This window comes from Micromonospora sp. ATCC 39149 (genome assembly GCF_000158815.1).
GTDB lineage: Bacteria > Actinomycetota > Actinomycetes > Mycobacteriales > Micromonosporaceae > Micromonospora.
Genome location: NZ_GG657738.1, coordinates 2,577,349 through 2,590,929 on the forward strand (window position 1 = coordinate 2,577,349; position 13,581 = coordinate 2,590,929).

The 13,581-nt window shown below is 73.6% G+C and carries 7 protein-coding genes, 2 pseudogenes and 1 riboswitch; of the genes and pseudogenes, 2 read left to right on the top strand and 7 right to left on the bottom strand.

The annotated features are described in order from the left end of the window. A pseudogene (locus MCAG_RS10770) lies at positions 1-1,240 on the top strand (hypothetical protein); the annotation flags it as partial. A gap of 176 nt (positions 1,241-1,416) precedes the next feature. Here the strand turns inward: MCAG_RS10770 and thiC are convergent. The 7 genes and pseudogenes from thiC to MCAG_RS10805 form a co-directional block, all read right to left on the bottom strand. Beyond that, positions 1,417-3,009 carry a phosphomethylpyrimidine synthase ThiC gene (gene thiC / locus MCAG_RS10775; protein WP_007072994.1) on the bottom strand — a complete coding sequence of 531 codons (1,593 nt, stop codon included), beginning with the start codon at positions 3,007-3,009 and terminating at the stop codon, positions 1,417-1,419. A 20-nt stretch (positions 3,010-3,029) separates the two neighbouring features. Further along, the gene (thiD, locus tag MCAG_RS10780; RefSeq protein ID WP_007072995.1) at positions 3,030-3,815 is read right to left on the bottom strand and encodes a bifunctional hydroxymethylpyrimidine kinase/phosphomethylpyrimidine kinase; all 786 of its coding nucleotides are present in this window, start codon (positions 3,813-3,815) and stop codon (positions 3,030-3,032) included. Next, positions 3,812-4,452, bottom strand: a pseudogene (locus MCAG_RS10785) (thiamine phosphate synthase). Before MCAG_RS10785 ends, thiD begins: the two are co-directional and overlap by 4 nt. Before the next feature lie 12 nt (positions 4,453-4,464). Beyond that, a complete protein-coding gene (locus tag MCAG_RS10790) occupies positions 4,465-5,250 on the bottom strand; it encodes a thiazole synthase (RefSeq protein ID WP_007072997.1) in 786 nt (261 codons plus the stop codon). Between the two features lie 5 nt (positions 5,251-5,255). Further along, positions 5,256-5,456, bottom strand: a complete 201-nt coding sequence (gene thiS / locus MCAG_RS10795) for a sulfur carrier protein ThiS (protein ID WP_007072998.1) — start codon at positions 5,454-5,456, stop codon at positions 5,256-5,258. Positions 5,457-5,510: 54 nt separating this feature from the next. Then, positions 5,511-6,659 carry a glycine oxidase ThiO gene (gene thiO / locus MCAG_RS10800; protein WP_007072999.1) on the bottom strand — a complete coding sequence of 383 codons (1,149 nt, stop codon included), beginning with the start codon at positions 6,657-6,659 and terminating at the stop codon, positions 5,511-5,513. Further along, on the bottom strand, positions 6,653-7,279 hold the full coding sequence (locus tag MCAG_RS10805; protein WP_007073000.1) for a thiamine phosphate synthase: 627 nt from the start codon (positions 7,277-7,279) through the stop codon (positions 6,653-6,655). Before MCAG_RS10805 ends, thiO begins: the two co-directional genes overlap by 7 nt. Next, positions 7,274-7,381, bottom strand: a riboswitch (TPP riboswitch). Its footprint overlaps the gene before it by 6 nt. Positions 7,382-7,688: 307 nt before the next feature. Between MCAG_RS10805 and MCAG_RS10810 the strand changes: the two genes are divergently transcribed. Continuing rightward, the gene (locus MCAG_RS10810; RefSeq protein WP_007073001.1) at positions 7,689-13,508 is read left to right on the top strand and encodes a ThuA domain-containing protein; all 5,820 of its coding nucleotides are present in this window, start codon (positions 7,689-7,691) and stop codon (positions 13,506-13,508) included. Positions 13,509-13,581: the final 73 nt, after the last annotated feature.

Genomic DNA, 13,581 nt, shown 5'->3' on the forward strand with positions numbered 1-13,581 from the left:
GGCCTCCGGGACGACCGCCGCCGCCAGGCCCATCGGCGCGGTCGGGACGGGCGGGGCCACCGACGCGACCGCGACCGGCGGCGTCACCACAACGATCGAGGCCGGCGGGCCCACGGGAGCCGGCGGGGTGGCCCGCGCCGGCGACGTGAACTCCCCGGACGACGCGGCCACCACCGCCGGTTCCCGCGCCGCCGACGGCGGGGGCCCTACGGATCCGGCCGCCGTCGCCGAAGCGGCGGGCACGCCGGACCCGGCGGGCTCCACCACCGAAGTGCCCACTCCCGCGCGCACGAAGGCGACCGGTGCGACAGGTGCCACGGAGAAGACCGCTGCGGCGGACGCCACGACGGCACCGGATGCTGCGGATCGCGCCGAGGCACCGACCGCCGCGCCGCCCCCTGGCCGGCCCGGCCCGCTGCCCAGCGACGCAACCCACCCGGTTGGCGACGTGACGCAGCCCGACGGGCCGACGTCGGCCCCGGCGGGCGGCCCCGCGTGGGACTGGTCCCTGCCACCCGCGGGCGACGTGACGCAGCCCGACCGGCCGACGTCGGCCCCGGCGGGCGGCCCCGCGTGGGACTGGTCCCTGCCACCCGCGCCGGACGGCCAGCCGAACGCCGGGACGGCACCGCGCCCCCGCCCCCGGTTGTCCCTGCCCGATCTCGACCGGGCGTCGAGCTGGGACGCGTTCGGCAACGCCACCCGGCGGGCCGTCTCCCCGGCTTCGGAGCGCCGCGCACCGGGCGGGACACGACCCGTGTACGGCGAGCCGCAGGCCCCGGGCGACGCGCAGGCCCCGGGCGACGCGCAGACCCCCGGCGACGCGCAGGCCCCCCTGGGCAAGACGCAGACGCCCGCCGAGACGCCGGCTCCGCACGGCGGGCCGGGCGGGCCGCGGACGACCGGCGACGGTGCGGGCGGCGACGGTGCGGCCGACGACACCCCCCGCGCGCCCGGTGCCGCCCCGGAAGGTGCCGGTACCGGGCCGGAGGAGCCCGCCGCCGGCCGGTCCCGGCTGCTGCGGACCCTGTTCCGGCGCAACCGGACGCGGACGGCCGAAAAGACCGCCACGGCGGCGGAGTGGGACGACCGCCGGGAGCAGGAACCGCTGCCGGCGCAGGACGAGGAGTACGTCGACTGGGTCACCGGCCTCGCCCGCCCCGTGCCGGGCGAGGACGGTGGGTCGGGGGACGCCGAGCGGCACTCGCTGCGGCCCTCCGGCCGTCACCACCGGGACTGACCGCCCCGGTGGTGTCCCGCCATGTCGGCGACGTGGCGGCATCGATCCCGTAGGACGCTGCCAGGTCGCCGACATGGCCTGCCGTCGACCTGCCGCCAGCCGGGCCAGACCGAGCCGCCCCCGGCCGGTCAGGCCAGGGGCAGGTCAGGCCCCCAGTCGGTCAGGCCAGCGCAAGGTCAGGCCAGCGGTAGGTACACCCGGCCGCCGGAGGAGACGAATTCCTCCGACTTGTCCCGCATGCCGCGCGCCGCGTACTCCTTCAGCTCCTGGGTGATCTTCATGGAGCAGAACTTCGGGCCGCACATCGAGCAGAAGTGCGCCGTCTTCGCCGGCTCCGCCGGCAGGGTCGCGTCGTGGTACGACCGCGCCGTCTCCGGGTCCAGCGAGAGGTTGAACTGGTCCTCCCAGCGGAACTCGAACCGCGCCTTCGACAGCGCGTCGTCCCAGGTCTGTGCCCCGGGGTGGCCTTTGGCCAGGTCCGCCGCGTGGGCCGCGATCTTGTACGCGATCACCCCGGCCTTCACGTCGTCCCGGTCCGGCAGCCCCAGGTGCTCCTTGGGGGTGACGTAGCAGAGCATCGCGGTGCCGAACATGCCGATCATGGCAGCGCCGATCGCCGACGTGATGTGGTCGTACGCGGGCGCGATGTCGGTGGTCAGCGGGCCGAGGGTGTAGAACGGGGCCTCGTGGCACCACTCCTGCTGGAGGTCCACGTTCTCCTTGATTTTGTGCATCGGCACGTGGCCGGGGCCCTCGATCATCACCTGCACGTCGTACTCCCAGGCGATCTTCGTCAACTCGCCGAGAGTGCGCAGCTCGGCGAACTGGGCCTCGTCGTTGGCGTCGGCGATGGACCCCGGGCGCAGCCCGTCGCCGAGGGAGAACGTCACGTCGTAGCGGGCGAGGATCGCGCACAGCTCGCGGAAGTTGGTGTACAGGAAGTTCTCCTCGTGGTGCGCCAGGCACCAGGCCGCCATGATCGAGCCGCCCCGGGACACGATGCCGGTCACCCGGTCCACGGCCAGCGGCACGTACGGCAGCAGCACCCCGGCGTGCACCGTCATGTAGTCGACGCCCTGCTCGGCCTGCTCGATCACCGTCTCGCGGAACACCTCCCAGCTCAGCTTCACCGGGTCGCCGCCGACCTTCTCCAGGGCCTGGTAGATGGGCACGGTCCCGATCGGCACCGGCGAGTTGCGCACGATCGCCTCGCGGGTTTCGTGGATCCGCTTGCCGGTGGACAGGTCCATCACGGTGTCCGCGCCCCACCGGGTGGCCCAGGTCAGCTTCTCCACCTCCTCGGCGACGGAGGAGGTGACGGCCGAGGTGCCGATGTTGGCGTTCACCTTCACCAGGAACGCCTTGCCGATGATCGCCGGCTCGCACTCCGGGTGGTTGACGTTGAGCGGCAGCACCGCCCGCCCGGCCGCGATCTCGTCCCGGACCAGCTCCGGGGCCACGCCCTCCCGGATCGCCACGAACTCCATCTCCGGAGTGACGACCCCGGCCCGCGCGTACGCGAGCTGCGTCGGCCGCTTGCCGTCCACGCCCGCGAGGGGGGTGCCCGCCCCCCGGGCCGGTGCCACGTCTCCCCGGGCGGCGATCCACGGCCCGCGCAGCGGGGGCAGCCCCACCTCCGGGTCGGAACCCGGGCCGGAGGTGTCGTAGAGCCGGACCGGCGGATTGTCGCCGGCCAGGTCGACCTCGGCGAACGGCACCCGGATGTCCGGCCGGGACCCCTCGACGTAGACCTTGCGTCGTGCCTGCATGACTGCCTCCCAGATGGTGGTCAGGACCAGCCGAAGTGGTCCAGCGGACCGCGTCCGGCGCCCAGTTCCCAGTCCCGCGCGCCGGTCAGCGCGCGGGTGACGTACTCCTTGGCGGCCCCGACGGCCGCCGGCACCGCGTCCCCGGCCGCCAGCCGGACGGCGATCGCCGCCGAGAACGAGCAGCCGGTGCCGTGGCTGTGCCGGGTCCGCACCCGGGGGGCACGCAGCAGGGTGACGGTCCCCCCGCCGGCCAGCACGTCGACCGACTCGCCCGCCGCGTCCACGTCGCCGCCGGTGACCACCACGTGCGCCGGGCCGCCGGCGACGAGGGCCTCGGCGGCGGCGACCATCTCCTCCACCGTGGTCACCGGACGCCCGGTGAGGGCCGCGGCCTCCGCGCAGTTCGGCGTCGCCACCTCGGCGTACGGCAGCAGCCGCTCGACCGCCTCGACCACGCCGAGCCGGTGCCCGCTGGTGGCGACGAGCACCGGGTCGACGACGAGGTGTGGCAGTCGCCCCGCCCGCGCCGCGTCGGCGACCGCGTCGGCGACGGCCGGGGTGCCGAGCATGCCGGTCTTCACTGCCCGCACCCGGAAGTCGCCGAGCACGCTGTCGAGCTGCTCGGTGACCGTGCGCGGCGGAAGCGGCAGTACGGCGTCCACGCCCCGGGTGTTCTGTGCGGTGACGGCGGTGAGCACACTGGTGCCGTACGCGCCGAGCGCCGCGAAGACCTTGAGGTCGGCCTGGATGCCGGCTCCCCCGCCGGAGTCGGACCCGGCGATAGTGAGCACGGTCGTGGGGGTCACCGGTCGCCTGCCGTGGCGGTCGCTCGGTCTTCGGGGGTTGCGGTCGCGGGCCGCGGCGGAAGGATCTCCTCGTAGGCCGCCGTCAGGGTGGCGGCTGCCTCGGCCGGGTCCCCGGCGCGCATGATCGCGCCGAGGACCGCCACGCCCACGGCGCCCGCGTCGACGCAGGCGCGCACCTGGGCGGGAGTCTCGACGCCGCCGAGGGCGAGGACCGGCACGGTGCTGGCCCGGATCAGTTCGCCGAGTCCCTGCGGCCCCAGGTGCGGGCCGTAGCCGGGCTTCGACCTGCTCGGGTACACCGGGGAGAGGGTCACGTAGTCCTCGGTGGTCAGTCGCGCCAGCTCGGCCGCGTCGTGGCAGGACCGGCCGACGAGGCTGCGGCGGGGTGGCGGCGGGTACGGGCCGGCGGCCGGCAGGTGCACGGCGTCGCCGCCGAGCGGGTCGGGGCCGGCGACGACCAGGGTGCCGCCGGCCTCGGCGAGGATCGGGCGCAGGTCGGCGGCGAGCGCGGCCCGCTCGGCGCGAGGCAGGTCCTTCTCCCGCAGCACCACCCAGCGCACTCCCCCGGCCACGGGCACCTTCCACCACCTTGCGCGAGGGCCCCCCGGGCCGCCCACCGATCGGTCAGCACCACCACTCCGGCCCGGGGTCACAGGTCCGGCCTGCCCTCGTCGGGGGTGGAGGCGAGGGCGTGGAACCGGCGGGGGATGCGGCCCGCGCCGGCCGCGAGGCGCCCGGCCGCGACCGCGTACCGCATGGCGGTGGCCATCGCGACCGGGTCGGCGGCCCGGGTGACGGCGCTGGCCAGCAGCACCGCGTCGCAGCCCAGCTCCATGGCGAGCGCCGCGTCGGAGGCGGTGCCGATCCCCGCGTCGAGGATCACCGGCACGTCGACGCCCTGCCGGATCAGGCGGATGTGGTGGGGGTTGTTCACGCCGAGGCCGGAGCCGATCGGCGCGCCGGCCGGCATCACCGCCGCGCACCCGACGTCGGCGAGCCGCCGGGCCAGGATCGGGTCGTCCGACGTGTACGGCAGCACGGTGAACCCGTCCGCGACCAGCGTCTCGGCGGCGCGCAGCAGCTCCACCCCGTCGGGCAGCAGCGTGCGCTCGTCGCCGATCACCTCCAGCTTCACCCAGTCCGTGTCGAACGCCTCGCGGGCCAGGTGGGCCACCTTCACCGCCTCGCCGGCCGTGTAGCAGCCGGCCGTGTTCGGCAACAGCCGCACCCCGCACCGCTCCAGCAGGTCGAGCAGCCCGCCACCCATGCCGGGGGCGGTGTCGACGCGGCGTAGTGCGAGGGTGACCAGTTCGGTGCCGGACGCTCGGATCGCCTGCTCCAGCGCGTGCAGACTGGCCGCGCCCCCGGTGCCGAGAATCAGCCGGGACTCGAACGTCACACCGCCCAGCTCGAACGGGGAACCGTCATGGGACATGCCGGTCACCCGCCCTGGGCGGCGCTGAGCACCTCGACGCGGTCGCCGTCGCGCAGCAGCGTCGCCGGCCACCCGCCGCGCGGCACCACCTCGCCGTTGACCGCGACGGCGAGGCCGCGCCGCTGGTCGGTGACCAGGCCGACCAGGTCGGCCACGGTCGCGCCGGCGGGCAGCGTACGCCCGGCGCCGTTCACCGTCAGTTCCATGTGTGCTCCTCCTCGGACGCGACCGGGACGCGGTCGTCAGCCGTACGGGACGGGTCAGCCGTGCCGGCGGCGGCGCGCCGGGCCGGCGCTGGCCGCGAACCGCTCGGGGGTGAAGGGGGCGAGCAGCGGGTCCGCCGCTCCGGAGACGATCAGCTCGGTGACCAGGTCGGCGGTGACCGGGGTGAGCACGATGCCGTGCCGGTGGTGGCCGGTGGCGGCGAGCACGCCGGGCCGGCCCGGCAGCGGCCCGAGGATCGGAGCGTTGTCGGGGGTGCCGGGACGCAGCCCGGCGGTCGCCTCGACCAGGTCGTACTCGGCCAGCTCGGGGACGAGGTCGACGGCGGCGCGGAGCAGCCGCAGCACCGCACCGGCGGTGACGTCGGTGTCGGCGCGCTCCTCGACGGTCGCACCGACCACCACCTCGCCGCTGTCGCGGGGCACCAGGTAGACGGGCTCGCCGTCGGCGTACCCCCGGATCACGTGCCGGAAGCCCGGCGGACCGCCGTCGGGCGCGCGGAGCCGGAGGACCTGGCCCTTGACCGGCCGGACCGGTAGCCCGGTGAGCGCGGCGGCCCCGCAGCCGGCGGCGACGACGGTGACCCGGGCGTCCAGCTCGGACAGCGCCCGCACCGAACCGGTGACCAAGGTCGCGCCGGCCCGTTCGGCGGCGGTCCGCAGCGCGGTCACCAGCCGCCGTGGATCGACCTGGTGGTCGCCGGGGGCGACCGCGCCGCCGCGCACCCTGGGGGCGAGCGCCGGCTCGCGGTCGCGCAGCTCCGACGGACGCAGCGGGGTGATGGGCAGCCCCAGCTCCCGCTGGTACGACCACAGCCGCCGCGCCTCGGCGAGGTCGTCGCCGGTGAGCCCGACGACGAGGGTGCCCTCGGTGCGGTACCCGAAGCCGGTGCCGGCGGCCTCGGTCAGCTCGGCGGCGAACGCGGGCCAGCGGGCGGCGGAGGCGGCGAGCAGCCCGGTCAGCTCGTGCTCGCCGAAGTACGCCTCGGCGACCGGCGACAGCATCCCGGCGGCGACGCGTGACGCGCCCGACCCGGGGGCCGGATCGTGCACGACGACGCGCAGCCCACGCGCCGCGCACCGCCACGCCACCGCTAGCCCGACGACCCCGCCTCCCACCACCGCCACATCGGTAAGGAAGGGCCCCCTGTTAACGCTTTCGGTAGAGGAAGGGCCCCCTGTTAACACGTCAGCGCCCCGAGCAGCTCGGCGGTGACCCGCGCCGGGTCGACGGCGGCGGAGAGCGCCCCGACCACCGCCACCCCGTACGCCCCGGCGGCGCGCAGCGCCGGGACGCCTGCGGCGGTCACCCCGCCGATGGCGATCACCGGCACCGCCACGGCCCGGGCCACGGCGCGTACCCCGGCGGGGCCGATCGGGTCCGGCAGGCCGGCCTTCGTGTCGGTGGCGTGGCAGGGGCCGACGCCGAGGTAGCTGGCTCCGGCGGCCTCCGCCTCGGCGGCCGGCCCCGGCGCGCGGGCGGTCGCGCCGAGCACGGCGGTGGGGCCGAGGACCCGGCGGGCCGCCGCGACCGGCAGGTCGTCCGCGCCGACGTGCCCGCCGGCGGCGCCGACCGCGAGCGCCACGTGCAGCCGGTCGTTGACCAGGCACGTCGCCCCGTACGGGGCGCACAGCGCGACCACCCGGCCGGCCAGGTCGTACGCCTCGCGGTCGGTGGCGTCGTCGGTGACGCGGACCTGGACGACCAGCTCGGCGCGGGCCACCGGCAGGGCGGCACGCAGTACGGCGAGCGGGTCCCGCCCCGGTCGGGTGTCGGTGATCAGATGCAGTCGCCCAAGGGAAGGCACGGCAACTCTCCTCCCTGCGCCGGCATTACCCGGATCAGGTTCGACGGTCGGGGGCTCCAGCCCCCCTCTCAGCCCGGTACACCGGGCTCCCGTGGGTTACGTCCGTGTCACCGTACGACGGATCGGTCGGTTCGCCAAGGGGCCCAGCGGTGGCCCGGACCACGGGTCCGCCGGCCCGTTGCGCCACTCGTCCCATTCCTCCACTTCCGCCGGATAGGCCAATCACCGATATCGAATCGTTACACGTCGACGCCTTGCCGGAAACGAACCTAGCGGCGCTAATTTGTTTATTCGATCGACATAATTTGATGCGCGGCCTCGGCGTGGCCCGGCACCGATCCGACCGGGCGCGGTCTGCGGCGAAGTCGCCCCTGCCCACCACTGTCCAGCTCGGACAAAGGAGCATTGAGTGTCTCCGTCCCGCCGCCGCCGCAAACCTCGCGGCATCCTCAGCACCGCCCTCCTCACCCTGTCCCTCGTCGCCACCGGCCTGGTCGCCGGCACCGCCGCCCAGGCCGCACCGGTCGCGGCAGCACCGGTCGCGGCAGCAGCGCCCGCCCAGGCAGCCGCAGCCGATCCGTTCTCGGTGCTCGTCTTCTCCAAGACCGCCGGGTTCCGGCACGACTCCATCCCCGCCGGCATCGCCGCCATCCAGAAGCTCGGCGCCGACAACGGCTTCACCGTCGACGCCACCGAGGACGGCGGGGCGTTCACCGACGCCAACCTCGCGAAGTACCGCGCCGTGATCTGGCTGTCGACCACCGGGGACGTCCTCGCCGCCGATCAGCAGGCCGCGTTCGAGCGCTACATCCAGGGCGGCGGCGGGTACGTGGGCATCCACGCCGCCTCCGACACCGAGTACAGCTGGTCCTGGTACGGCGACCTGGTCGGCGCGTACTTCGCCAGCCACCCCACCAACCAGCAGGCCACCATCAAGGTGGAGGACCACGCGCACCCGTCCACCGCCACGCTGCCGGACAAGTGGTCCCGCTACGACGAGTGGTACAACTTCCAGTCCAACCCGCGCGGCGACGTGCACGTGCTGGCCAGCCTCGACGAGACCAGCTACACCCCGGGCTCCGGCGCGATGGGTGCCGACCACCCGACCGCCTGGTGCCACGACTTCGACGGCGGCCGGGCCTGGTACACCGGCGGCGGCCACACGCAGCAGTCGTTCGCGGAACCGGAGTTCCTCGCCCACCTGCTCGGCGGCATCCGCACGGCGGCCGGCGTCGAGCGGGCCGACTGCGGCGCCTCGAAGACGTCGAGCTTCGAGAAGGTGACGCTGGACAGCAACACCAACAACCCGATGGAGCTGGACATCGCTCCGGACGGCCGGGTCTTCTACGCCGAGCGCGACGGCCGGGTGCAGATCATCAAGCCGAACACCGGCAACACGGTCACCGCGACCCGGCTGGACGTCTTCACCGGCAACGAGGACGGCCTGATCGGTCTCCGCCTCGACCCGGACTTCGCCACCAACAAGTGGATCTACCTGTACTACGCGCCGGCCAGTGGCGGCCCCCGCAACTACCTGTCCCGGTTCACCGTCACCGGTGACACCATCGACAAGGCCAGCGAGAAGGTCGTCCTCCAGGTCGACACGCAGCGCAACACCTGCTGCCACGCGGGCGGCAGCATGACCTTCGACTCTGCCGGCAACCTGTACCTGGCCACCGGTGACAACACCAACCCGTTCGAGTCCGACGCGTACACCCCGATCGACGAGCGGCCCGGTCGGCAGGACTACGACGCGCAGCGCACCGCCGGCAACACCAACGACCTGCGCGGCAAGGTGATCCGGATCCACCCGGAGGACGACGGGACGTACACCATCCCGGCGGGGAACCTGTTCGCGCCGGGCACCGCGAAGACCCGGCCGGAGATCTACGGCATGGGTTTCCGCAACCCCTTCCGCATCGGCGTCGACCCGAAGACCGACGTGCTCTACGTCGCCGACTACGGGCCGGACGCGGGCGCGAACAACCCGAACCGGGGCCCCGAGGGCACGGTCGAGTGGAACATCGTCGACCGGCCGGGCAACTACGGCTGGCCGTACTGCGCCGGGGCGAACTACGCGTACAACGACTACCAGTTCCCGTCGGGCCCGTCCGGGGCGAAGTTCGACTGCGCCGCGCCGGTCAACAACTCCCCCAACAACACCGGCCTGACCAACCTGCCCCCGGCGATTCCCGCCACGGTCGACTACGACTACTCGGGCAACCCGCGCTTCCCCGAGATCGGTGGCGGCGGCGCCCCGATGGGCGGCCCGGTCTACCGGTACGACGCCGACAACCCGTCGAAGACCAAGTGGCCGGCGTACTACGACGGCAAGGCGATGGTCGGCGAGTGGAACCAGTCGAAGATGTACACGATGCAGGTCAGCGCGGACGGCAAGTCGCTGATCGACATCAACCAGGTGCTGACCGGGATGGGCATGGTCCGCCCGATGGACTTCGAGTTCGGGCCCGACGGCGCGCTGTACCTGATCGAGTGGGGCAGCGGCTTCGGCGGCAACAACGACAACTCCGGGGTCTACCGGATCGACTACACCGCCGGTGACCGGGCCCCGATCGCCGAGGCCAGCGCGACGCCCACCTCCGGGCCCGCGCCACTGACCGTGAGCTTCTCCAGCGCCGGCTCCCGCGACCCGGACGGCGGCGTCCTCACGTACTTCTGGGACTTCGGCGACGGGCACACCTCCGCCGAGAAGAACCCCACCCACACGTACGACGAACCGGGCAACTACACCGCCCAACTCACCGTCACCAACCCCGCCGGCCGTACCGCCGTGGCGAACGTGCCGATCACGGTCGGCAACACCGCCCCGACGGTGACCATCGAGTTCCCGCCGAACGGCGGCTTCTTCGAGTGGGGCGACCAGGTCAAGTACGCGATCGAGGTGACCGACCCGGAGGACGACGAGATCGACTGTAACCGGGTCCGGCTCCAGGTGCTGCTCGGCCACGACGAGCACGCCCACCCGCTGGAGCAGCACACCGGCTGCACCGGCATCGTGCAGACCTCGCTGGCGTCCGGGCACGGCGCGGAGGCCAACGTCTTCGCGGTCTTCGAGGCGACGTACACCGACGACGGCGGTGTCGGCGGTGCCGGCGCGCTGACCGGCCGGGCGATCGAGCAGTTGCAGCCCAAGCGCAAGCAGGCCGAGTACTTCGCCGCCACCGGCCGGGCCCCCGGCAGCACCGGCGGCGGCGACCCGGGCGTGCAGAAGGAGACGGGCTCCGACACCGCCGGCGGCGGCCAGAACATCGGCTTCGTCGAGGACGGCGACTGGTGGTCGATCGCCCCGGCCAGCCTGACCGGGATCGACTCGATCCGGTTCCGGGCGGCCTCGTCCGTCCAGGGCGGGCGGATCGAGGTCCGCGCGGGCACCGTCGACGGCCCGCTGGTCGCGTCCGCGAACGTGCCCGGCACCGGCGGCTGGCAGCAGTACGTCGACGTGACCGCTCCGGTCACCGGAACGGCTGAGGGCACGCTGTACTTCCTCGCGAAGGACCCGGCCGGCGGCACCGGCTCGCTGTTCAACGTCAACTGGATGGACTTCCTCGGCCGCGGCGTCACCGAAAACGCGCCGCCGCAGGTCAGCGCCACGGCGACGCCGACCACCGGCACCGCGCCGGTCACCGTCGCCTTCGACGGGACAGCCACCGACGCCGAGGGCGACACCCCGCTGACGTACGCCTGGGACTTCGGCGACGGCGGGACGGCGTCGACCCTCGACGCCACCCACACGTACACCGTGCCGGGCAACTTCACCGCCACCCTGACGGTGACCGACGCCCGGGGCGCGAAGGCGTACGTGAACGTCCCGGTGAAAATCGAGGCGCCGAACACGTCCTGCTTCGGGGCGCGCTCGGACGACTTCCTCGGCACCAGCCTCGACAAGAGCCGCTGGGCCGTGGTCCGGGAGAACCAGCTCTACTCGATCGCCGGCGGGTCGCTGCGGCTGCCCACCTCTCCCGGTGACCTGTACGGCACCCGTAACGACGCCACCAACCTGGTCCTCCAGCCCGCGCCCAGCGGGGCCTGGCAGGCCACCACGAAGGTCACCGTGCCTGTCACCGCCGACTACCAGCAGGCCGGCCTGATGGTGTACGGCGACGACGACAACTACGCCAAGCTGGACCTGGTGTACGGCGGCAACCGCAAGGTGGAGTTCCTTCGGGAGACGGCCGGTTCGCCGCGCAACGAGGCGGCCGACAGCGCCGCCGCGCCCGCTGGCGACACCATCTGGCTGCGGGTGACCAGCGACGGGACGAACCTGACGGCGGAGTTCTCCGCCAACGGGTCGACGTTCACCCCGGTCGGCCGGTCCGCCGCGCTCGCCGGGATCACCAACCCCCGGATCGGGCTGTTCGCCCTCAACGGCGGCACCACCGCCCCCGTGGTGAACGCGGTGTTCGACTGGTTCCAGGTTGCGCCGGACGCCCCGGCCGAGCCGGTCGACCCGTCGGACGAGTTCAACGGCACCACGCTGGACAAGTGCCGGTGGAACGCGGTGCTGCGGGAGGACCCGGCCGCGTACCGGGTTACCGGCGGCGAGTTGCGGATCGACGTGCCGTCCGGTGACATCTACGGCACCGGCAACACCGGGCCGACGAACTTCATCCTCCAGACCGCGCCGGCCGGCGACTGGACCCTGGAGACGAAGGTCGACGGCAGCCTGCTGGCCGAGCAGTACCAACAGGCCGGTCTGATCGTCCACGCCGACGACGACAACTACGTCAAGTTCGACTTCATCGTGGACAACCAGGCCGGTCAGGCGATCTCCCGGCGGATCGAGTTCCGCAGCGAGGTCGGCGGGGCCATACAGGACCCACAGCCGCAGGTCACCAACCTGACCTCGGCGGTGTGGCACCTGCGGGTGGCGCGCACCGGGAACGAGTTCACCGCGTCGTACTCGGCCGACGGGCAGAAGTGGACGACACTCGGGACGGTGAGCAACACCGTCGTCGGGGCCACCCCGAAGGTGGGTCTGTTCACCCTCGGGGGGAACGCGGCCACCTCGAAGACCGCGTCGTTCGACTACTTCCGGCTCGGCACCGCAGCGGTCGACACGACCGCGCCGGTGACGACGGCGACGGTCTCCGGCACCCCGACCGAGGGCTGGCACACCGCGCCGGTCACCGTCACGCTCGCGGCGGCCGACGAGGCCGACGGCAGTGGGGTGGCGACCACCGAGTACCAGCTCGACGGGGCCACCGCGTGGACCGCGTACACGTCGCCGGTGCAGGTCAGCGGTGACGGGGCGCACGAGTTGCGGTTCCGGTCGACCGACTCCGCCGGCAACGTGGAGGCCACCAAGACGGTCGCTGTGAAGATCGACGCCACGGCGCCGGTCAGCTCGGCGGCGTTCGCCCCGGCGAACGACGACGGCTGGCACGCCGGCACGGTTCCGGTGGTGCTCACCTCCACCGACGCCGGTTCCGGGGTGAAGCTGCTGGAGTTCTCGCTCGACGGCGGGGCGTGGACGGCGTACACCGCGCCGGTCGAGGTGACCGGGAACGGCAGCCACGAGCTGCTCTACCGGGCCACCGACACCGCCGGCAACGCCGAGGCGCTGAAGTCGGCGGTGGTGAAGATCGACGGTGAGAAGCCGACGCTGCTGGTCTCCGGCGTCGCCGACGGCCAGCTCTACGGCGACAGCCAGGACGTGCGGATCTCCTGGGAGGCGGTCGACCCGACCTCCGGCGTCAAGACGACGACCGGCAAGTTGGACGGCAAGTCGTACGCCAACCAGACCCTGCAGGCCATGTACGAGCTGCCGCTCGGCATGCACGAGCTGACCGTGACCGCGACCGACAAGGCGGGCAACTCCACCACCTCGACGGTCCGGTTCTTCGTCACCACCTCGTTCCGGGACATGCAGAACCTGCTGGACCGGTTCAAGGCGACCGGGCGGCTGTCGACGAAGGCGCACAAGGATCTGTCGAGCAAGCTGTCCGCGGCCCGGCAGGCCGAGGCGGCCGGCAACGACGCGAAGGCGATCAAGCTGCTGAAGGAGTTCCGCACGCTCGTGGCGAAGCCGGGCCTGATCGGTGAGGCGGAGGTCCGTGACGTCCTCACCCGGGACGCCGACTCCATGATCGTCCGGCTCGGCGGCACGGCCAGCAAGGCCGGGGTCAAGGCCAACGGCGGCACGTCGCTCAAGGGCACGGGCCGGCTCGGCGACGATCCCACCCGGATCAGCCGGGGTCGCTCCCTGTAACGGAAGCGGGGCCGCTCCCGCCGTCCACGACGGCGGGAGCGGCCCCACCCGAACCGAACGAGTGGAGCACGTG

Bases quoted from the DNA above. Each gene is read 5' to 3' on its own strand.
- thiC (WP_007072994.1), bottom strand. From the start codon at position 3,009: ATGCAGGCACGACGCAAGGTCTACGTCGAGGGGTCCCGGCCGGACATC.
- MCAG_RS10790 (WP_007072997.1), bottom strand. From the start codon at position 5,250: ATGTCCCATGACGGTTCCCCGTTCGAGCTGGGCGGTGTGACGTTCGAG.
- thiS (WP_007072998.1), bottom strand. From the start codon at position 5,456: ATGGAACTGACGGTGAACGGCGCCGGGCGTACGCTGCCCGCCGGCGCG.